The sequence below is a fragment of the Salinicola corii genome (genome assembly GCF_008298015.1).
GTDB lineage: Bacteria > Pseudomonadota > Gammaproteobacteria > Pseudomonadales > Halomonadaceae > Salinicola > Salinicola corii.
This window is the reverse complement of record NZ_VTPX01000009.1, coordinates 64,682-84,442: the sequence shown is the minus strand read 5'-3', so window position 1 is coordinate 84,442 and position 19,761 is coordinate 64,682. Positions and strand designations below refer to the sequence as shown.

Genomic DNA, 19,761 nt, shown 5'->3' with positions numbered 1-19,761 from the left:
TTAGGAAAAAACCAACCCGATCAATAATTTATGGTAGGCATAACCAAATCATTATGTTTAAAAAACGCACCAAGCTTATGTTTTCAATGTTAAAATTCGAACCCGTGATTTCCATTATCGAACTTATAATGAATGACTTATCACTCAAAAATGCCGGCTCGAGAACCGGCATTCAGCCATCGCGAGAATCGATCATGACGAACAGGAGAGACACACGGGCGGTGCGCTAGCTGATGGCGCTTCGCTCCAGATTTCCATGCCGGGTCGACGAACGGATGGGGCCGACAGCAGCTCACGGAACGTCGCCAGCGGACGCGTATCGCCCTCCTCCGCCGCCTCGATCACCTGCTGCGCCAGATGCGTACGCAAGATATAGAGCGGGTTGACCCGGCGCATGGCCGCCAGCCGCTCGGTGTCTCCACGGGATTCCTGGTCCAGACGCCGGCGATACCGCTCCAGCCAGCTGTCGAGCTCCGGACTCTCGATCTCGGCGCTCAGCGACAGACCACCGACGACGTCGCGCTCGCTCAACGCGCGGAAGCTGCGATGAAAGTCGGCCCGCGAACTCTCCAGCAGTCTCAACCACTCGTCGATCAGCTCGCCATCGCCCTCCTGCTCGGTCTCGAGGCCCAGCCGTCCGCGCATCAGGATGGCGTAGGCCGCCTGCAGCGTCGGCTCGTAGCTGTCGAGAATCTCGCGCAAGCGCTCCACCTCGATCAACGGCGTCAGCGACTGCCCCAGCACGGTCAGGTTCCATAGCGCCACGCCAGGCTGCTGGTCGAAGGCGTAGCGGCCTGAGGTATCGGTGTGGTTGGGGGTCAGGTTGGACTCGAAGCGATCCATGAACGCATAGGGACCATAGTCCAGCGTCAGTCCCAGGATCGACATGTTGTCGGTATTCATCACCGCATGCACGAAACCGTACGCCTGCCAGCGGGCGATCAGTTCTGCCGTCCGCGTGACCACGTCCTGGAACAGGGCTTCCAACGGGGCGTCCTGATGGGCCAAGTTCGGGCGATGGCGATCGATGACATGCCGCATCAGCCGCTCGAGATCCTCTACCCGCTGCTGCTGGTAGAGCCATTCGAAGTGACCGAAGCGGACGTGACTCTCGGCCAGTCGCAGCAGGGTCGCGCCAGGTTCGACACGCTCCCGCATCACCTTCTCGCCATTGATGGCAACCGCCAACGCCTGCGTGGTCGGGATCTTGAGCCCGGTCATCGCCTCCCCGGCCAGATATTCGCGAATCGAGGAGCGCAGCACCGCGCGGCCGTCGCCGAAGCGCGAGTAGGGTGTCTGGCCGGCGCCCTTGAGATGCAGGTCGATCGGCCCCTGCGAAGTCATCGCCTCGCCCAGCAGCAGGCCGCGCCCGTCACCGAGCGCCGGGTTGTAGGTTCCGAACTGATGACCGGTGTACTTCTGGGCCAGCGGCTCCATGCCGTCCAGCAGGCGCTCGCCGCTTATCAATGCGGTCAATCGATCCCGATCGATATCGTCCACCTCCAGTCCCAGCCGCGCGGCGCCCGCTGGGCTGATGTCGAGCAGCCGGGTATCGCGCCACGGAGTCGGGCTCACCCGGCTGAAGAAATCCTGGGGAAAGCGAGACCAGACATTATCGAAGGTCAGTGACTCGAGGGATGTCGCGCTGGCCATGGCGGCCTCCTCGGGTTGGCGGGAAGTGGCTGTAGTCTAGCCCAAATGACCGGTCACACACGACCCAGCGCTACCCGGCGATTTCGCCCGGTAGTGCTCGCGAGGACCGGTTCGGGCAAGAGACTCGACCTGACGAATCAGGCCGGGCTGCCTGACGCGAACGGATCGTCGATGCCATGGTCCCGGATCAGCTCACCGTTGGTGCGCAATAGCGACAACAGCTGCTGCTGGTAGTTGGATGATGTCGAGTAGTTGTGCAACGTGCCGATCAACTTCTCCGCGGAGATGGACTTGCCCCTGGCGGCAAGCGCGGCGCGCTGGTCGCGCAGTTGGGCGTAGGCTCGATGGGTATTCAGGTTATGCAGATAGGCACCGACACCATCGCGGACGCTATCGAATATCTGAAAACGTCGTGAGGTGCCGCGTTGCGCGATACCGCACCCCTTGCTGAAACAGCGCATGCCGAACAGATTGTTGCTTTCACGAGCCAGCCTGGAGGTCCCCCAGCCGGACTCCTCGACAGCCTGGATCACCACCATCTCCAGCGGCACGGTATTGACCCGCGACAACAGCACCTGACTGATCTCTCCCGGCGCGCAAGTGACGCCGTAGTCGTCGCACAGCCGAGCCAGGCGTCGCTTTTCGTCCGGCCTCATCGGGTTGATCCGGGAGCGCACCCCCACCAGCCAGTTGCGATCGCTTTGAATGCGGGCGTTCTCGGCCTGCACCAGAGGCACCAGCATGCTCAAAAAGGCCGCCTTGCGCTCGGGCCCCGCCTTGATCTCATTCAGATTGGGCAGCTCGTTGACGGGATCCAGCGCCGGTGGCTGAATACGGGCATCGAGGGTCGTTACGGTTTCGGATAGCGACTCGGCTGAAGATGCTATCGGAAATATCGCGACACCCAGCATCAGGATGCCGCCGGTAATCGCGGCCATGGCTCGCCGCAGGCGATCGGGTCGGGCGCGTTGGCGACACTGACGGCGGCTGGAAAACGATGGAAAGGATCGCGACATACTCGCTCCCCCATTTGAAAGAAGACGGCAGGTTAACAGCAATTAGCCTCAAGGTTGTGGAAAGAACGTGCAAAAACGCTGTTTCAAAACGAACGACGGCCGGCTTTGCAAGCCGGCCGTCATACTGGCAAGGGCCAATCAGGTCATGTCGATCAGGCACTTAGCAGCAGGTTGAGGCGCTTGACGTAGGCCGCCGGATCGTCGAGGTGTCCACCCTCGGCGATGACCGCCTGATCCAGCAGGATATGCGCCAGATCGTCGAAATTGCTCCCCTCGGTGCTTTCGAGACGTGACACGAGGCCGTGTTCCGGGTTGAGCTCGAGAATCGGTTTCACCTCCGGCAACGGCTGACCGGCGGCCTCCATCATGCGGCGCATCTGGAAGCCCATCTCGTGCTCCGGAAGGACCACGCAGGCTGGCGAATCCGTCAGACGATGAGTGACTCGCACCTCCTGAACGTTGTCTCCCAGCACCTCCTTCACTCGCTTGACCAACTCTTCCTTCGACTTGGCCGTCTCTTCCTGAGCCTGCTTCTCGGCTTCATCGGCCATGTCGTCGAGTTCCAGGTCGCCCTTGGCGACATCGGCAAACGACTTTCCGTCGAACTCGGTCAGATGGCTCATCAGCCACTCGTCGATACGATCATGCAGCAGCAGGACCTCGATACCCTTCTTGCGGAAGATCTCCAGGTGCGGGCTGTGGCTGGCCGCGTTGAAGCCATCCGCCACGATGTAATAGATCTTCTTCTGGCCCTCCTTCATACGCTCGACGTAATCCACCAGCGACTGGTCCTGCGTCGCGCTGTCGGTATGCGTGGTCGAGAAACGCAGCAGCCCCGAGATCTTGTCGCGGTTGGCGTAATCCTCCGCCGGACCTTCCTTCAGCACATCGCCGAAGGTGTTCCAGAAGGTCTGATAGGCCTCCTTGTCCTTCGACAGCTTCTTGAGCATGTCCAACGCACGCTTGGTCAACGCCGACTTCATCGAGTCGACCTGCGGCGATTTCTGCAGTAACTCGCGAGAAACGTTCAACGGCAGATCGCGGGAATCCAGCACGCCCTTGACGAAGCGCAGATAGAGCGGCAGGAAGGCCTCGGCATCGTCCATGATGAACACGCGCTGGACGTAAAGCTTGAGCCCGCGCACGCCGTCACGCTGATAGAGATCGAACGGGGCACGCTCCGGTACGTAAAGCAGGCTGGTGTACTCGAGCTTGCCTTCGACCTTGTTGTGGCTCCAGATCAGCGGGTCGCTGAAGTCGTGAGCGATATGCTTGTAGAACGCCTTGTACTCGTCGTCGCCGATCTCGGCCTTGGGGCGCACCCACAGCGCGGTCGCCTCGTTGACGGTCTCCCAACTGACGGTCTCGCTGCCTTCGATCTCGTTGCCCTCTTCGTCGCGGGCCTTTTCGACCTTGGGCATCCGCACCGGCACATCGATGTGATCCGAGTATTTGCGAACCAGATTCTTGAGCCGGAAGTCGTCGGCGAACTCCTTGGCGTCATCCTTCAGATGAAGCACGATCTCGGTACCGCGCTGGGGGTAGTCGATGTCGGCAATGGTGAACTCGCCCTCGCCTTTCGAGCGCCACTCGACACCCTGATCGCTGTCGGCACGACGCGTGCGCACGACCATCTCGTCGGCGACAATGAACCCGGAGTAGAAGCCCACACCGAACTGGCCGATCAACTTGGCGTCTTTCTGCTTTTCACCGGAGAGCTGCTTGAGGAAGTCCGCGGTGCCGCTCTTGGCGATCGTACCCAGGTTCTGGATCACCTCGTCGCGGTTCATGCCGATGCCGGTATCGCGCACGGTAACTGTGCCTGCCCCGGCGTCGTGCTCGATCTCGATGCGCAGTTCGGCGTCGCCGGCGTAGAGACCGTCGTTCTCCAGCGCCTCGTAGCGCAGCTTGTCGCAGGCATCCGCCGAGTTGGAAATCAGCTCACGCAGGAAAATCTCCCGGTTGGAGTACAAGGAGTGGATCATCAAATGGAGAAGCTGCTTGACCTCGGTCTGAAAGCCTAGTGTTTCTTCTTGAGTCGCGGTGGTCATTGATGGCCTCTTGACGCTGTTACGAAATAAAGACGAACGAAATTGGGGTGCTCAGCGATATGGGGCTGGCCAGCCCCATTTCAAGCCAAGCTTCCGGGAAGCGCGTTCAGTCTACGACGACTTCCTCGTCATCGATGCCCTTCCAGCGTCGATAATCTCCCATCGCCCGGTCGACTCGCGTCAGCAACCATCCGACGATGAAGACGTCATCGACGAGCCCGACGATCATCAGGAAGTCGGGGATCAGGTCCAGCGGGGACACCAGATAGACCAGCGCCAGCGCCATCCACCCGAAGGCCGCCCACGGGACGGGACGGTAGCGTCCACGAAAGACGTCCATGCTCATGGGCCCGAAGACGCGAAACGCTCGTCCGATCCGGGCCAAGGCGCCGCCACGTTGCTTGAGACGAGAGAGCTGGGTCACGAAACGCCAGGGATTCATGGTCGAACCTCTAGTGATGGATTGGGGGAGATGGCGCAAGCGCCGTCACCTGTCCCTGTAGATGGTCACGATTCGACCAGGATTCAACGTTGGCGTTGTGAAACGGGGCTACCCAAGTCGCCCCCCATCGGCGACGATGGGCGCCATGAGTCGACCAGCTCCTGGCGGACGGCCCGGCCGCGGCGCCACGTCTTCCACCGGCGCCGCCGGTACGGCCTCGCAGGAGAGACGTCGTCGACCGCAGCCCGATCAGACCAGCAGCGTTCGGCGACGAGCGCTTTGAAAAAGAGAGAGACCCAATGCCCGCATTGCCCATTCGCAGACGTTGGTTGAGCTGGTGCCTGGCCGGCGCCATGGGCTTGAGCACCGGTGCCCAAGCCGTCGTGACGTCGCCCGACGTCAGCACCGATGACGACCGAGCCATGAAGCAGGCGCTGGACGCTGCCCGCGATCGTCGCTGGGACGATATCGATCAGGCCGCCATACAGGACCATGTGCTGGCCGGTTACGTGGAGTACCACAGGCTTCGCGCCCGGCTCTCCAGCGCGTCGGCGGCGGAGGTCAACGACTTCATCGTTCGCCATGGCGACTCCCCGCTTGCGGACTGGATGCGCGGCGCCGCCCAGACCCGCTTCGGCCAGTTGGGACGCTTCGACGACCTGCTGGCCATCAGCGATGGCGAACCCTCCGCCACCATCCGGCAGTGCTACTACTACACCGCGCTTCTCGACCGCGATCCGGCCCAGGCCGCGGCGGGCGGAGAGAAGCTGTGGCACGTTGGTGCCTCCCAACCCGAAGCCTGCGACACCCTGTTCTCGACGCTTCAGCAACGCGGCGTGCTGACCGACGAGGACACCTGGGAACGCATGATGCTGGCGTGGGAGAACGGTCAGGCCGGGCTGGTCACCTATCTCGAGCGCGGCCTCGACGACTCCTGGCAGCGCGCCATCGACAGCTTCGATAGCGTCCGCGGCAATTACGCCGGGGTCACCCAGGTTCCGCTAGACCTGGGGCCCGACGGCGAGGCCAGTGGTGCACTGATTGCCGCCGCCATGCATGGACTGACTCGCGCCGATACCGAAGCATCGCTGGAGGCCTGGCGCAAGATCGCCCCCCACGTCTCGCTCAGCGAGGAGCGACGTCACCGGATCGAACACGATCTGGCGTTCTATTCCATGGTTCGCGACGTCGACAACAATCAGGGCTGGGTCGACACGACGCTGCCGCGTCTCGCGGACGCCGACCTGATCGAGCTACGCATTCGCAATGCGGTCACCGAGGGCAATTGGTCCAATGTCGCGCGCTGGAGCGAAGCGCTCCCGCCGGACGTGCGTGCGGAGGCTCATTGGCAATACTGGCTCGGACGCGCCAGCGAAGAAATGGGAGAAGAGGCCCAGGCGCGTCAGGCCTACCAGTTGGCCGCACAGGATCGCAGCTTTTTCGGCTTTGCCGCCGCCGACCGTTTGGGGCAACCCTATCAACTACAGATGGCCAACACCCAAGTCTCGACGTTGCAGCAGGAACTGACGGGCATGCTGCCGGTAGTGAAGCGCACCGAGGCACTGATGCGTATCGGTGAAGAGGGCCTGGCTCGCAGCGAGTGGTATACCGCCGCCACTCGCGACACGCCGGACCAGGCCAAGGCGCTGGCCGACTACGCGATTCGCCAGGGCTGGTTTGGCATGGCGATACAGACCACCATTGCAGCGAAGCAGTGGGACGCCTTGCCCTGGCGCTTTCCGGCGGCCTATCGCGACTCGTTCATCAAGTGGGGCGAGGTCAACCAGGTTGACCCCTATCTGCTGATGGGCATCGCAAGGCGCGAGAGTGCCTTCAACCCGCAGGCGACATCCCCCGTGGGAGCGCGCGGACTGATGCAGTTGATGCCAGGTACCGCCGACCACGTCGCCCGCAATCTCGGCATCAGCGCCCCCAGCACCTCGGAGCTTTTCGAGCCCCAGACCAACATCCGTCTCGGCAGCACCTACATCCACTCGATGCTGGAGCGCTATCGCGGCAACCGGATCGCGGCGACGGCGGCCTACAACGCCGGCCCTCAACGCGTGGATCGATGGCTGGCCAGCGCACCGCGCGAATTCGACCGCTTCGTCGAGAGCATCCCTTTCCGGGAAACCCGGGACTACGTACAGGCCGTACTGGCCTACCGGGTCATTTTCGAGAGTTTGGCCAAACAGGGCGATACGCAAGGCGTCGCCATGCTCTCCCAGGCCGAGCGCCAGGGGAATTACGACCCGACCCTGATCGCCCGGAACTGAACCGCTCCCACTGCGCTAACGCAACGCCCGTCCGTCCTGGAAGGGAGTACCAAATTCAGGACGGACGAGGCGATTCGGGTTGAAGGGGCCCGTGGCGCTAGCCGAATCGTCTCATCCTCGACCTGGCGGTCGAGTGTTTCGAGGATATCGGTGAGCTTCATTCGCTTCGACATACGCCATCTCCTTGTGACGTCGTGACATTCAGCCTGGATGGATCGGTCAAAGGCCGCGACGGGCGTGCTTCAACGAGATCTGATCGTTGAGCGTCCAGAAATCGTAGAGAATCCCGATCAGGAACAAGCCGCCGGTCACCAGATAGATCAGTCCGGTAATCCACTTCCCCATGTACATGCGGTGAATGCCGAATACCCCCAGAAACGTCAGCAGGATCCAGGCCAAGGTGTAACTGGTCGGCCCGGCCCGGAAACGCAAGTCAGCCTGGCGATCCATGCCGGGGATCAGGAACAGGTCGATCAACCAGCCGATCCCGAACAGTCCCAGCGTCAGAAACCAGATCGTGCCTGTCACGGGTTTGCCGTAATAGAACCGATGGGCTCCAGTGAACCCGAAAATCCATAACAGGTAACCGATGACCTTGCTGTGCGTGTCGTTGAGACTCAAACCGTGTTGTGCCACGCGCGTTGCTCCTGACTCGTTTGATGTTTGAAAACCACTGACCGGCGCGGGCTTTGTGCGCTGGCGCGCCCAAAAGCAGCGAGCGACAGCTTACCCAAGGTCGCCGACACGATACATAGCCGTGTTGCGGGACTGCGGCTCGGCCACGATGTCGGCCGAAATACCTGCTACGTCTTCGAATTTAGGAAGACGTACCTGCTACTCCTGACGGCAAAGTCCGATCATTCCTCGCCAGCAACGTCATCTCTCAGGACTAGTATGACGGTTTTCTGTCAATCTTCTTAAAAAGGGTTAATAAAACCATACCGTGTGACGCGATCAGCCCGGAAAAAAGGGGTTGGTGGGCTGTAGACGTGCCTAAATTTTCCATCTATGGTTTGTGAGCGGGGCATGGGAAACGATACTACCAAAGTCAAGTCTTCAGATGCTTGACGAGGTATATCCCCCAATGCAACATCCGTTGCGTAGGTTTGCAGGTAGAATGTCGTCAGTTGTTAGTCGATCTCGTCGAACTCCTAGTGCGCATTCCCCCCTAGTCTGACCACGCATTTCGGGCATCCCCCGGGAGGCTCGGGTACATCACTATGCAAGTTAAGGATATCGACAATGGCAACTGGCACTGTCAAATGGTTCAACGACACTAAAGGCTACGGTTTCATCTCGCCCGATGACGGCGGCGATGATCTGTTCGCGCACTTCTCCGAAATTCAGGCAGAAGGCTTCAAAACTCTGCAGGACGGCCAGAAGGTTACCTTCGACGTCACTCAGGGCAAGAAAGGCCTTCAGGCCGCCAATATCAAGGTTGCTGGCTAAATCCGGCCAAAGGTTCCAGACGCAGGGATCGATTCCAAGCGTTTCACCGCCTTGAGCAAAGCCCACCGGATGGTGGGCTTTTTAATGCGTGTGACGCCCCCCCGTCAGCCGGGAGCGCCCTGCCCTCCCGATTCTCAGGGTTCGCCGATATCCTCGTGCCAAACCTCCGGATGCGCGGCGATGAACCGTGACATCAACTCTCGGCAAACCGGATCATCGAGGACTTCGACCTCGACGCCACGCGCCCTGAGCAGCGCCTCTTCACCCATGAAAGTTTGATTCTCGCCAACGATGACCCTGGGTATGCCGTAGAGCAGAATCGCGCCGCTACACATCGAGCATGGCGACAGCGTCGTGTAGAGGGTCGAATCCCGGTAGACAGAGGCAGGCAGGCGACCGGCATTTTCCAGCGCGTCCATCTCTCCATGGAGAATGGCGCTCCTTCTCTGCTGACGCCGATTGTGTCCCTGCCCGATGATCTCTCCCCGGTGGACCAGGACGGACCCGATCGGGACGCCCCCCTCGTCAAGACTACGCCTCGCCTGTTCGACCGCTGCCTGCATGAAGTCATCCATGTCGAGCCCTTCCTTTAGCACATTGACCGATTTATGACGCTCCCCATCGCGCGCCGGTCGATATCAACCGGCGCGGCGTAGCAAGGGACAGTTTTCGGGAACCACCAGCGGCAAAGCCTCGCGATCGAGCGATGCCCGGAAGTGCTCGTACCGGCGTGGTTCACCATCGAGATTGAGAGGAAAGGCACCGTCGCTGTCGAACTCGACCCACGGCACGCGAAGATAGCGCACGAATTCCCCATCCTGAGGAAGATTCTCGAGCTCGTCGATGATGCGTTTCAGCTCACCCAGGGAGTTGAAGTGACGCACGAACAGCAATTCAAGCAGACCATCATCCAACCTCGCGGAGGGCGCCAAGCGCTGCCCGCCGCCGGCCTGGCATCCGTTACCGATGGCCAGCATGAAGAGCGGAACGCGCGCTTCTCCCTCCGGCCATCGCATGTGACCTTCGAAGGGCTGATAATTCCACGCTTTCAACATGCCCATCAACGAATAGGCTCCACCGCCCAGCAGCCGCTTCAACCCCACCGGCGTGGATGTGGTGATTTCGGCACCGAACCCGCCTGACGCCACATTGACGAACGCCTCGTCATCTAGCTTGCCGACGTCCACCGGCCGAATGCTGCCGGTCAGAGCCAACGCCAGGGCATCACGCGGTCCCATCGGCAGGTTCAGGCCATGGGCGAAGTCGTTGGCACTTCCCAGCGGCAGAATACCCAGCGCCGGGCGCCGCTCCGGAGGCTGGCGCATCAGCCCGGCGACGATCTCGTTGATCGAGCCGTCGCCGCCGCCAGCAATGATTCGCGAGGCGCCACCAGCCACCGCACTATCCACCAGCCAGACGCCATCGCCACCCTCCCAGGTGACTCGAACCTGAAGATCGTGACCTTGGCGGCGCAGATGCTCGACCGCATCCCGGATCTCGGGCTGTTGCGCCGATTTCCCGTTGAGAATCAACCATGTGCTTTCCTTGCCAGGACTGGCCATACCTGTCTTGTCCTTTCCCGAGGCCGGTCGACTCATCTCGGCCGTGCCGTAATGTCTCGCGCTGTCGTTACGACAAACCCGCTCATTCTAGCGCGTTGGCGGCGCCCCGATATTCGACGTGTTAAACCTCACGCCAACGCAACGACACCCCGTTCCGCCTCATAGGTCGCATGGCGACGGCTAATCGGGTGCAAGAGAGAGGCCGGTTGGCATGGCTGTGACAACAGCACGGCAAACTCTCTCCATGGACCAGGTCACCCGCTGGAGGCGACATCGTCCGCCCCCCCTCTTCCCGCCGCCCACAGCGCCGCACCTGCGCCACAACATATCAATGCCAGAGACATCTGTGGTGCCAACGGCGTGATCAGCAATAGGGTTGCCAGCGAAGCGCCGCCACCCAGTTGAATGGCGCCCAGCAGCGCCGCCGCCGTTCCCGCCCGCTCCGGGAACGGTTCCAGCGCCAGGCTAGCCGCGGCCCCGAGCACCATCGAAAAGCCCACCGACAACACCGCCACGGGCCCCATGAAAGTGAGCACGGAAACCGGCAGGCCCCAGTACAGGCAAGCGATCAGGGCGCCTCCGCCCACGACGACGACCAGCCCCCGCTGCACGGTCGGTTTCCGACCCCATCGCGCCATCAACCGGGGCACGATGAAGAACGCCACGGTGCTGACCAGCGCATTGCCGCCAAACCACACGCTGAAGACCCACTCCGGCTGTCGTAGCCGATCCATCATCACCACCGGCGCCGCAGACACATAGACGAGAATGGCCGCCATCATCGTGCTGACGAGAATGGCATAGTAGAGAAACCGCCGATGGACCAACACTGGACGATAGCGTGACCAGCGATAGAGTCGCCGTTCGATCGGAGTGCCATGGGGCCGTGTCTCTCCGAAGCGCCAATAGGCACCCAACCACAGCGATCCCGCAAACCCGGTCATGAAGGCAAAGTTGCTGCGCCACCCCAACGCCACTGTCAGCGCTCCGCCCAATACCGGTGCCAACGACGGCACCAGCGTCAGTGAACCATTGAGATAACTATAGAGCCTGGCTCCCTCGGTTGGGGTATAGCTGTCACGTACTGCCGCAAAGGCCACGGTGACGGCGGCACAGGCACCGAACCCCTGGAGTACGCGGGAAGCGTACAGCATCTCTATCGACACGGCAGACATGCCGATCAGCGCCGCGACCATGTAGATGGCAGCACCTCCCAGCAGCACGGGACGGCGCCCGAAACGGTCGGTCAACGGACCGACCATGAGCTGCCCGACGCCGACGCTCATCAGAAACAGAGTGATCGTCAGTTGCAAGGCAGCATGGGAACGACCGAATTCATCCGCCATCGCGGTCAACGCCGGCAGATAAATGTCAATTGCCAGTGGCGACAGCATGACCGCGCCCATCAAGATCCAGAAAGCCGGACGTCCTTCGCGTTGCTGCATGACTGCCTCGCCACTATTCAGGAGCGCCTACTCTATCGATTGACGGGGGAATGACAACCATTCTCGATATCAATCTCCCGTGGGGGAGAGCTGGAACTCAAGCAGGCGATCGTGGTCGCGCAGATCGGCGGCCAGTGGCGGAATGTACTTACGGTCATGCGTTCGCAACATCATGCGGTATTCGAACTGCCGACCGTCGTCGCGCGTGCGGTAGCTCAAGCTCTCGACCCTGAATCGGTGAGACGCCATCAGGTCATGAATCTGCGGCTCGGACATCACGCTGTGACTGTCGAAACGCAGGATGCAGCGGGCAAAGATCCGGCTAGGCATGCGGCCCTCCACTACCCGGAAAAGAGAGAGCGTCAGCAAGGTGACCGCGGTCGCCACCATTGCCGGGAACAGAAAACCGATGCCATAGAGAATGCCCAGCGTGGAAGTGATCCAGATCGAAGCGGCCGTGGTCAGCCCCCGAACCGTCAACCCCTCCTTGAAAATCACGCCAGCGCCCAGAAACCCGATCCCGGTCATGATCCCTTGAGCCATTCGGGTGGGATCGGTGCGAACGGTCGTTTCCGGCACCTCCGTGCCCAGCCATTGCCACTGATACATCGTGACCATCATCAGCAGCGCCGACGATACGCAGACCAGCGCATGGGTACGGAAGCCCGCCGGCCGCCCATGAAAGGTCCGCTCCAGCCCGATCAGGCTTCCCGCCAGCCAGGCCATCCCCAAGTGCATCAGCATCGTCCAGGATTCCGGCGACATCGTTGGCTATCTCCTTGTCGCATTTACGACTATCGTTCAAGCATAGCGCCTGTGAACATCGATCGCAGAGGCCTCGGCGGTGATTTTCGCCGCCCCCGCTCCGCCACTTTTCAGCTGACGAGGAATGACCGCTTGAGCAAACGCCACCATCTCACCCCGCCCAGCCGGGTGGCTAAAGACGACGACGATGAGCACGATCTCCAGCTCAACGGCGAGGAACTGCCCTCCCGCGCCGCTGCCGTGCATGAATCCATCCGGGAGGAGGGGGAAACGGAGCTGAGCCGGACCGTATCGGCCCTGCTCTGGTCCGCCATCGCCGCCGGCCTCTCGATGAGTTTCTCGATGCTGGCGAAGGGCCTGCTGCGCGCGCACCTGCCGGACAACGACGTCGGGTTCCTGGTCGAGTCACTGGGCTACACGGTGGGGTTCCTGGTGGTCATCATGGCCCGCCAGCAGCTCTTCACCGAGAATACCGTGACGGCAGTGCTTCCCGTGATGAGCCAGCCCAGGCTCGGCAAGTTCGTGTGCCTGCTCCGGCTCTGGGGCGTGGTGCTGGTGGGCAACCTGGTCGGCGTCGCCGTCTCCGCCTGGGCCATTCTGGCACTGCCGATCTTCTCGATGCAGACCCACGAGGCATTCCTCGCGCTGGGCGAGCACATCCTCGAGAACACGCCGATGCAGATGTTCGCCAAGGGCATCGTGGCCGGGTGGATGATCGCGACCATGGTCTGGCTGCTGCCCAGCGCGGGAAGCGCCAAGATCTGGGTCATCCTGATCGTGACCTACCTCGTCGCGATCGGCGAGTTCACGCATATCATCGTCGGCTCCACCGAGGTGATGTACCTGGTCTTCTCCGGCCACGCCGGCTGGTCGGAATACCTGTTCCACTTCGGCTTCCCGACCCTGCTCGGCAATGTCGTCGGCGGCACCTTCATCTTCGCCCTGATCAGCCACGCGCAGATCCGCAGCGACAGCGATCGTTGAGTCTTGCCACACCATCGCCGCCTATCGAGCACGGCAACGCAAACGGGGCGCCACTTTGGCGCCCCGTCTTGTATTGTCGCTGGAATCGCTTGGGGCTCAAATCGTCCGCTCGGTCTCGCGGGCTTGGCGGGACTCGGTGGTCGTGGATGCCAGATTGATCCCGGAGAGGATCGCCTTGAGCGAGGCACTGACGGTGTCGCTGTCCTCGGCGACGGCGCAGACGCGTTGCCCGTCGACGTTGAGCTGGACGAAGGCGATGGCGTTGGCCTCGCTGTCGCCACCCAGCGAGTGCTCCGCGTAGTCGATGATGCCGACGCTGACGCCGGAATGCTTCTGCCACGCATCAGTGAAGGAGGACATCGCGCCGTTGCCCTTGCCGGCGAGACGCAGCGTCTCGGCGCCCTGCCACAGGGTCACCTCGATGCCTTCGTCCTGCCCTTTGGAAAGACGATAGTCGGCCAGCGACAGCGGTGACTCGCAGGTGAACCGGTCGAACATCACTTGGCGAATGATCTCGCTGGAGAGTTCGCTGGCCCGCTTCTCGCTCTCCTGCTGCACGTGGGGCGCCAGCGCCAGCATCATCCAGCGCGGCAGGCTGATGCCGTAGTCGCGCTCGAGCAGGAACGCCATGCCGCCCTTGCCGGATTGGCTGTTGACCCGAATCACCGCCTGATAGTCGCGACCGATGTCATGCGGATCGATGGGCAGATAAGCGACCTGCCACGGCTCGTCCGGCCGCTGCTTCTTGAGCGACTTGCGGATCGCGTCCTGGTGGCTGCCCGAAAAGGCGGTGTAGACCATCTCGCCGACCCAGGGGTGGCGCGGGTGAATCGGGATGTTGGTGCACTCGTTGACCACTTCGATGATCTCGTCCGGCCGCGACAGGTCGAGTTCCGGATCGATCCCCTGGCTGTAGAGGTTCATCGCCAGCGTGACGATGTCCATGTTGCCGGTGCGCTCGCCGTTGCCCAGCAGCGTGCCCTCGACGCGCTCGGCCCCGGCCAGCAAGGCCAGCTCCGCGGAGGCCACCGCCCCGCCGCGATCGTTGTGGGTGTGAATCGAGATGATGACGCTGTCGCGATCCCTGATGTGCTGGCAGAAGTACTCGATCTGATCGGCGTGATGATGCGGCCCCGCCACTTCCACCGTGGTCGGCAGGTTGAGGATGCACTTGTTGTCGGGTGTCGGCTGCCAGACGTCCATGACCGCTTCGCAGATCCGCAGCGAGAAGTCGATTTCCGTGCTGGAGAAGCTTTCGGGCGTGTATTCGAACCGCCACTCCACTTCCGGATAGCGCTCGGCGTAGGTCTTGACCCAGGTGGCGCCCTGCACCGCGATGTCGACGATGCCATCGCGATCCATCTCGAACACCCGCTCGCGCTGGACCGTCGAGGTGGAGTTGTAGAGGTGGACGATGGCGCGCTTGGCACCGACCAGCGACTCGAAGGTCTTCTCGATGAGGTGCTCGCGACACTGCACCAGCACGGCGATGGTCACGTCGTCGGGAATCTGGTCATCCTCGATCAACCAGCGCACGAAGTCGTAGTCGGGCTGGCTCGCCGAGGGGAATCCGACCATCACCTCCTTGATGCCCACCTTGACGATCTGGTGCCAGAATCGCTTCTTCTGCTCGACGCTCATCGGTTCCAGTAGCGCCTGATTGCCATCGCGCAGGTCTTCGCTCACCCAGATCGGCGCGTGATCGAGATCACGATCCGGCCACTGGCGGTCGAAGGCGGGGACCCGGGGAGCCGGGCGGTATTTTCTGTGATCAAAGGCGCGATGATCGAAAGCAGACATGGCAACCATCCTGACGAGGTGAAAGAGCCGAAGGATCCTAGGGCGCGCCGCTGGAGCGAGCCCCGCTGTTGAGCCACCGCGGATCGCGGCGGACACGAGGGCCGGCCCCCGGATGTGGAGGCCGGCCCGAAGCTGCTTGTGGCAGCAGAAACAGTGTAAGGCTTTTGAGCCGACAGGACATTGCGAAGATCGATCTTTTTCGCCACTTGATGGCATAATCTGCCAACCCGTAAAAACTTACAGGCAGATATTGCCAATGAAAGTCCCACAACCCCTTGCACTCGATCGCTACGACCGACGCATCCTTGAACTGATCCAGCAGGAAGGCCGGATCAGCAACCAGGAACTGGCCGAGCGCATCGGACTCTCGCCCTCGCCCTGCCTGCGTCGCCTGCGCGCGCTGGAGGAGAGCGGGCTGATCCTCGGTTACCGCGCCCTGGTCGACGCGCGGCAGCTGGGTTATCGGCTGATGGCGCTGGTGCACATCTCCATGGATCGCCACACCCCCGAGCGCTTCGCCAACTTCGAGCGCCAGGTGGCGGCGCTGCCCCAGGTACAGGAGTGCCTGATGATCACCGGCCAGGAGGTCGACTATCAGCTCAAGATCCGGGTCGAGGACATGGACGGCTATCAGCAGCTTCTGCTGCAGCACATCACGCCGATCGAGGGCGTCTCCGGCGTCCACTCCAACTTCGTGCTGCGTCCAGTGTTCGAAAATCGCGGCGTGCCGGTGGAGCTCTGACCGACAGGACCGCCCCACACCGCGCGAATTGGACCATACTCATGCACGACGACGCGCGACCGATCACAACACAGGAAAATGCCATGTCTTTTCGCCGTACCCTGCTCGCCTCGCTGCTGCCGCTGGCCGCCGCCATCCTGACGCCGGCGCAGGCTCAGCAGCCGAACGAACCACAGGTCGATACCGAGCAATTCCAGTCCTGGGAAGTGCGCTGTCCCAAGAGCGGTGAGCGCCAGAGCTGCGTGATGAGCCAGATGGTCAGCAACCCGGACAGCGACGAGCCGCTGATGCGCGCCATGGTCGGACTTCCGGCCCAGGCCGACGGTCCGGTCATGGTCTTCCTGCTGCCGCTGGGCGTGCGTCTGGCGCCGGGTATCCAGCTGCAGGTGGACGACAACGAACCGGTGGGCATGCCCTATCAGGTCTGCCTGCAACAAGGCTGCCGCGCCAATCTGGCGCTGTCGCCGCAGCTGCTCGCCCAGCTGCGCGGCGGCAACCAGGCCACCGTCAGCGCCATCGCCCCCGACGGCAAGCGGCTCGACATGGACCTGTCGCTGATGGGCTTCACCAGCGCCAGCCAGCGCATCGCCTCGCAGTAAAGGGCCCCGCCAGATGCCAGGCCCGGCGCGCCGGGCCTGTCCTGGCCGCAGCGACGGTCCGGTCCCGACGGCGCAGCGTCGGCGCTGGTCGACTTCCCCCCATTAGACGATTGCGCAATTGTGGAGAGCGTAACGCCGGGTTAAGACTTTGCATGCAAAGTTCATCTTGAAAACCCGTTCATCCTGAAAACCACAAGACACGCCTAGCGAGGTCACCATGAAACGATCAAGCGCGCCCCGCCATCTCGGCCTGCTGCTGTCCGCCGCCGTCCTGGCCTCGCCGCTGGCATGGGCGGACTATCCCGAAAAGCCGATCACCCTGATCGTCCCCTGGGCAGCCGGCGGGGGCACCGACGCCACGGCGCGCATCATCGCCTCGTCGCTGGAACAACAGCTCGGGCAGACGATCAACGTGCAGAACCGTACCGGGGGTAGTGGCGTGGTCGGCCATACGGCGATCGCCAACGCCAAGCCGGATGGCTACACCCTGGGCCTGGCCACCGTCGAGGTGGCGATGATGCACTGGCAGGGGCTGACCGATTTCACCTACCAGGACTTCACCCCCATCGCTCAGGTCAATTTCGACTCCGCCAGCCTCTCGATTGCCGACGACTCCCCGTTCGAGAACCTCGAAGACTTCGTGACGAAGGTCAAGGACGACCCGCAAGGCACCTATACGGCGTCGGGCACTGGCCTGGGCGGCATCTGGCACGTCGCGCTCAACGGCTTCCTGATGGACCAGGGCATCGCCGCCGGCAAGATCACCTGGATTCCCAGCCAGGGCTCCGCGCCGGCCATGACCGAGCTGGCTTCCGACAGCATCGACCTGGTGGCGTCGTCGCTTCCCGAGGCGCGATCGATGATCGATGCCGGCGAGCTCCAGAGCCTCGGCGTCATGACGCCCGAGCGACTCGAGGGCTTTCCCGATGTCCCGACCTTCAAGGAACAGATCGGCAGCGATTTCACGCTGGGGGCGTGGCGCGGCATCGTCGGTCCCAAGGGCATGAGCGAGGATATCGTGGCCACGCTCGAGGAGGCGCTCAAGAAAGCCTACGACAGCGATGCCTATCAAAACTTCATGGCCAAGCAAGGTTACGGCGTGGTGTGGCGAGACGCCGATGGCTTCGCGCAGCTGATGGCCGAAGATGACCAGAAATTTGGCAAGATCATGGGCGAGATGGGCCTGACTCATTAAGGGATATCCCGCACCCTGCTCTCGATACCCGATCGGGCCGGCGTCGTGACGATACCGGCTCGTTCTCATTTCCCGTCTCAGATACCCAAGAGGTGACCTGCATGGAGCTGCCACGGAATCCATTCAACCGCTCGCTCGACGGCAATACGCGCTACGGCTGCTGGGCCGGTTTCGGTACCGGCTATGCTACCGAGATTCTCGCCACTGCGGGGTTCGACTGGCTGCTGATCGACGGTGAACACGCGCCCAACACGGTTCCCTCCATTCTCTCGCAGTTGCAGGCCGTGGCCCCCTATGCCAGCGCACCGGTCGTGCGTACCGTCAACCACGACCCCGCCCTGATCAAGCAGCTGCTCGATGTCGGCACCCAGACGTTGATGATCCCGATGGTCGACACCGCCGAGCAGGCCGCCAGACTGGTCGCCGCGACCCGCTACCCGCCACACGGATTCCGGGGCGTCGGTGGGGGCCTGACCCGCGCCACGCGGTGGGACAGCGTCGAGGATTACCTGGCACGGGCCCATGAGGAGCTTTGCCTGATAGTCCAGGTGGAGTCGCGGACCGGCGTCGACAATGCCGAAGCGATAGCGGCGACCGAGGGCGTCGATGCCATCTTCGTCGGGCCGGTGGATCTGTCCACCGGGGTCGGCCACGCCGGCAATCCGAACCATCCCGACGTGCAGGCGATGATTCGCCATACCCTCGAGGCGACCCACGCCGCCGGCAAGGCCGCCGGCATCCTGGCCCCCGCCGAGGCAGACGCCAGACGCTACGCGCAATGGGGCTTCGACTTCATCGCCGTGGGAATCGATATCTCGCTGCTACGTCAGGCCGCCATCGAGACGATTTCGCGCTATAAGCCCGAGACGCCAAAACCGAAATCGAGCCTCGGGTACTGAAACCCGCCACTCGATCGTGAGTTGGCAACGGCATCGAAGCATCGAGGCATCGAAAAAGCCCCGGCCACATCCTGTGGCCGGGGCTTGGCTAAGCCAATCGTTCTCCGCAATATCGACATATCACGGTCTTGTCCGCGAGGGATTCGACGCCCGGCATCGCTTCCACTGCACGAGTCATGTCCGCCGTCTCTCGGTAGTTCGCGGTCTGCTCGGACTCGCTGAAAACACGACTCCCTCCCACCGTCGTTTTTTCATCGAAGACCGGGAAAGCCGAAACGATCTGGTTCTCCTCCCGGCGCAGACCGATGTCCTCGAGCATATGGTCGTTCAACCCCCTCAAGGCCCTCAAATCACGCTGGCACTGACGACTCGCCGCGAAACGCTTCAATAACGCATTGAAAGAATTTGAAATTTTCATTGATCCGATCTCCAGATTGGCGAAGGCCGGACACGAATCGCAGTAAAAAAGAGTGGACTTTCGTCGTCTTTCGGCCGCGATGGGTGTCGCGGCCGATGATGAAATTCACCCCAGGACGCGCGACCGACAGCGTGCTCGCATACCGCGCAGGCGCGCGATATTGGAGAACGGTGAACAGGTCAGGCGATGGGAATTCATCACGATTTCCGAAAGTTGATGAGAAGTCTTCGATAACGTCATCCGCTATCGAATTACCGAAAGCAATAAACTTATTCCCTCCGGTCATTTTGATTAAAAACGAGGCATCTGCCGGCGTCAACCGGCAAAACGGAAATAGGTCAAGATTCCTCGAGTTGCGCCGGGATGGAAGCTCACGACGGGAAAAGCGAGGTGGTTACCGGAGTAACGCGTGCAGGTGTGGCCTGGCACGCCGGGACCGATCGGAAACGCGACGGTTCGGCAGCC

General features: G+C 62.0%; 19 protein-coding genes. 7 read left to right on the top strand and 12 right to left on the bottom strand.

Annotated features, from left to right (window positions below; translation table 11 throughout):
- Positions 1 to 192: 192 nt before the first annotated feature.
- The 4 genes from F0A16_RS15460 to F0A16_RS15445 form a co-directional block, all read right to left on the bottom strand.
- Positions 193 to 1,653 (bottom strand): protein adenylyltransferase SelO, encoded by a 1,461-nt coding sequence (locus F0A16_RS15460; RefSeq protein ID WP_149436304.1) that lies wholly within the window; start codon positions 1,651 to 1,653, stop codon positions 193 to 195.
- A gap of 137 nt (positions 1,654 to 1,790) precedes the next feature.
- Positions 1,791 to 2,669, bottom strand: coding sequence for a glucosaminidase domain-containing protein (locus F0A16_RS15455; protein ID WP_149436303.1), 879 nt, complete (start codon positions 2,667 to 2,669; stop codon positions 1,791 to 1,793).
- 152 nt (positions 2,670 to 2,821) lie between these two features.
- Positions 2,822 to 4,720 (bottom strand): molecular chaperone HtpG, encoded by a 1,899-nt coding sequence (gene htpG / locus F0A16_RS15450; protein ID WP_149436302.1) that lies wholly within the window; start codon positions 4,718 to 4,720, stop codon positions 2,822 to 2,824.
- A gap of 106 nt (positions 4,721 to 4,826) precedes the next feature.
- Positions 4,827 to 5,162, bottom strand: coding sequence for a YkvA family protein (locus F0A16_RS15445; protein WP_239023854.1), 336 nt, complete (start codon positions 5,160 to 5,162; stop codon positions 4,827 to 4,829).
- A 299-nt stretch (positions 5,163 to 5,461) separates the two neighbouring features.
- Here F0A16_RS15445 and F0A16_RS15440 point away from each other — a divergent pair, with 299 nt between their 5' ends.
- Positions 5,462 to 7,438, top strand: a complete 1,977-nt coding sequence (locus tag F0A16_RS15440; RefSeq protein WP_149436301.1) for a transglycosylase SLT domain-containing protein — start codon at positions 5,462 to 5,464, stop codon at positions 7,436 to 7,438.
- A gap of 219 nt (positions 7,439 to 7,657) precedes the next feature.
- Here F0A16_RS15440 and F0A16_RS15435 read toward each other — a convergent pair whose 3' ends face one another.
- Positions 7,658 to 8,074 carry an NINE protein gene (locus F0A16_RS15435; protein WP_149436300.1) on the bottom strand — a complete coding sequence of 139 codons (417 nt, stop codon included), beginning with the start codon at positions 8,072 to 8,074 and terminating at the stop codon, positions 7,658 to 7,660.
- A 606-nt stretch (positions 8,075 to 8,680) separates the two neighbouring features.
- On the opposite strand from F0A16_RS15435, the gene F0A16_RS15430 reads away from it, so the two are divergent.
- Positions 8,681 to 8,887, top strand: coding sequence for a cold-shock protein (locus F0A16_RS15430; RefSeq protein ID WP_110600936.1), 207 nt, complete (start codon positions 8,681 to 8,683; stop codon positions 8,885 to 8,887).
- Between the two features lie 134 nt (positions 8,888 to 9,021).
- On the opposite strand, the gene F0A16_RS15425 is transcribed toward F0A16_RS15430, so the two are convergent.
- From F0A16_RS15425 to F0A16_RS15410, 4 genes are all read right to left on the bottom strand, one after another.
- Positions 9,022 to 9,462, bottom strand: a complete 441-nt coding sequence (locus F0A16_RS15425) for a nucleoside deaminase (protein ID WP_149436299.1) — start codon at positions 9,460 to 9,462, stop codon at positions 9,022 to 9,024.
- Positions 9,463 to 9,525: 63 nt separating this feature from the next.
- Positions 9,526 to 10,449, bottom strand: a complete 924-nt coding sequence (yegS, locus tag F0A16_RS15420; protein WP_149436298.1) for a lipid kinase YegS — start codon at positions 10,447 to 10,449, stop codon at positions 9,526 to 9,528.
- 254 nt (positions 10,450 to 10,703) lie between these two features.
- A complete protein-coding gene (locus F0A16_RS15415) occupies positions 10,704 to 11,894 on the bottom strand; it encodes a multidrug effflux MFS transporter (protein WP_149436297.1) in 1,191 nt (396 codons plus the stop codon).
- Between the two features lie 69 nt (positions 11,895 to 11,963).
- Entirely contained in the window at positions 11,964 to 12,659 is a 696-nt protein-coding gene (locus tag F0A16_RS15410) for an MgtC/SapB family protein (protein ID WP_149436296.1), read from the bottom strand.
- A 132-nt stretch (positions 12,660 to 12,791) separates the two neighbouring features.
- Here F0A16_RS15410 and F0A16_RS15405 point away from each other — a divergent pair, with 132 nt between their 5' ends.
- A complete protein-coding gene (locus F0A16_RS15405; protein WP_239023853.1) occupies positions 12,792 to 13,643 on the top strand; it encodes a formate/nitrite transporter family protein in 852 nt (283 codons plus the stop codon).
- Between the two features lie 96 nt (positions 13,644 to 13,739).
- On the opposite strand, the gene F0A16_RS15400 is transcribed toward F0A16_RS15405, so the two are convergent.
- Positions 13,740 to 15,443 (bottom strand): 2-isopropylmalate synthase, encoded by a 1,704-nt coding sequence (locus F0A16_RS15400; protein WP_149436294.1) that lies wholly within the window; start codon positions 15,441 to 15,443, stop codon positions 13,740 to 13,742.
- A 256-nt stretch (positions 15,444 to 15,699) separates the two neighbouring features.
- Here F0A16_RS15400 and F0A16_RS15395 point away from each other — a divergent pair, with 256 nt between their 5' ends.
- The 4 genes from F0A16_RS15395 to F0A16_RS15380 all read left to right on the top strand — a co-directional run bounded on the left by F0A16_RS15395 (position 15,700) and on the right by F0A16_RS15380 (position 18,878).
- Positions 15,700 to 16,185, top strand: a complete 486-nt coding sequence (locus F0A16_RS15395; RefSeq protein WP_149436293.1) for an Lrp/AsnC family transcriptional regulator — start codon at positions 15,700 to 15,702, stop codon at positions 16,183 to 16,185.
- 83 nt (positions 16,186 to 16,268) lie between these two features.
- Positions 16,269 to 16,784, top strand: coding sequence for an invasion associated locus B family protein (locus F0A16_RS15390; RefSeq protein WP_149436292.1), 516 nt, complete (start codon positions 16,269 to 16,271; stop codon positions 16,782 to 16,784).
- Positions 16,785 to 17,001: 217 nt separating this feature from the next.
- On the top strand, positions 17,002 to 17,979 hold the full coding sequence (locus F0A16_RS15385; RefSeq protein ID WP_149436291.1) for a Bug family tripartite tricarboxylate transporter substrate binding protein: 978 nt from the start codon (positions 17,002 to 17,004) through the stop codon (positions 17,977 to 17,979).
- Positions 17,980 to 18,080: 101 nt separating this feature from the next.
- Complete coding sequence (locus F0A16_RS15380) at positions 18,081 to 18,878, top strand: HpcH/HpaI aldolase family protein (RefSeq protein ID WP_149436290.1); 798 nt, start codon at positions 18,081 to 18,083, stop codon at positions 18,876 to 18,878.
- Between the two features lie 88 nt (positions 18,879 to 18,966).
- On the opposite strand, the gene F0A16_RS15375 is transcribed toward F0A16_RS15380, so the two are convergent.
- Together F0A16_RS15375 and F0A16_RS21795 are read right to left on the bottom strand one after the other, a co-directional pair.
- On the bottom strand, positions 18,967 to 19,197 hold the full coding sequence (locus tag F0A16_RS15375; RefSeq protein ID WP_239023852.1) for a hypothetical protein: 231 nt from the start codon (positions 19,195 to 19,197) through the stop codon (positions 18,967 to 18,969).
- Between the two features lie 31 nt (positions 19,198 to 19,228).
- Complete coding sequence (locus tag F0A16_RS21795; RefSeq protein ID WP_187776048.1) at positions 19,229 to 19,615, bottom strand: hypothetical protein; 387 nt, start codon at positions 19,613 to 19,615, stop codon at positions 19,229 to 19,231.
- Between the last annotated feature and the right edge of the window lie 146 nt (positions 19,616 to 19,761).

Excerpts from the sequence above, each read along its gene's own strand:
- F0A16_RS15460 (WP_149436304.1), bottom strand. The coding sequence starts at position 1,653 with ATGGCCAGCGCGACATCCCTCGAGTCACTGACCTTCGATAATGTCTGG.
- F0A16_RS15455 (WP_149436303.1), bottom strand. The coding sequence starts at position 2,669 with ATGTCGCGATCCTTTCCATCGTTTTCCAGCCGCCGTCAGTGTCGCCAA.
- htpG (WP_149436302.1), bottom strand. The coding sequence starts at position 4,720 with ATGACCACCGCGACTCAAGAAGAAACACTAGGCTTTCAGACCGAGGTC.
- F0A16_RS15445 (WP_239023854.1), bottom strand. The coding sequence starts at position 5,162 with ATGAATCCCTGGCGTTTCGTGACCCAGCTCTCTCGTCTCAAGCAACGT.
- F0A16_RS15440 (WP_149436301.1), top strand. The coding sequence starts at position 5,462 with ATGCCCGCATTGCCCATTCGCAGACGTTGGTTGAGCTGGTGCCTGGCC.
- F0A16_RS15430 (WP_110600936.1), top strand. The coding sequence starts at position 8,681 with ATGGCAACTGGCACTGTCAAATGGTTCAACGACACTAAAGGCTACGGT.
- F0A16_RS15425 (WP_149436299.1), bottom strand. The coding sequence starts at position 9,462 with ATGGATGACTTCATGCAGGCAGCGGTCGAACAGGCGAGGCGTAGTCTT.
- yegS (WP_149436298.1), bottom strand. The coding sequence starts at position 10,449 with ATGGCCAGTCCTGGCAAGGAAAGCACATGGTTGATTCTCAACGGGAAA.
- F0A16_RS15415 (WP_149436297.1), bottom strand. The coding sequence starts at position 11,894 with ATGCAGCAACGCGAAGGACGTCCGGCTTTCTGGATCTTGATGGGCGCG.
- F0A16_RS15410 (WP_149436296.1), bottom strand. The coding sequence starts at position 12,659 with ATGTCGCCGGAATCCTGGACGATGCTGATGCACTTGGGGATGGCCTGG.
- F0A16_RS15400 (WP_149436294.1), bottom strand. The coding sequence starts at position 15,443 with ATGTCTGCTTTCGATCATCGCGCCTTTGATCACAGAAAATACCGCCCG.
- F0A16_RS15395 (WP_149436293.1), top strand. The coding sequence starts at position 15,700 with ATGAAAGTCCCACAACCCCTTGCACTCGATCGCTACGACCGACGCATC.
- F0A16_RS15390 (WP_149436292.1), top strand. The coding sequence starts at position 16,269 with ATGTCTTTTCGCCGTACCCTGCTCGCCTCGCTGCTGCCGCTGGCCGCC.
- F0A16_RS15385 (WP_149436291.1), top strand. The coding sequence starts at position 17,002 with ATGAAACGATCAAGCGCGCCCCGCCATCTCGGCCTGCTGCTGTCCGCC.
- F0A16_RS15380 (WP_149436290.1), top strand. The coding sequence starts at position 18,081 with ATGGAGCTGCCACGGAATCCATTCAACCGCTCGCTCGACGGCAATACG.
- F0A16_RS15375 (WP_239023852.1), bottom strand. The coding sequence starts at position 19,197 with ATGCTCGAGGACATCGGTCTGCGCCGGGAGGAGAACCAGATCGTTTCG.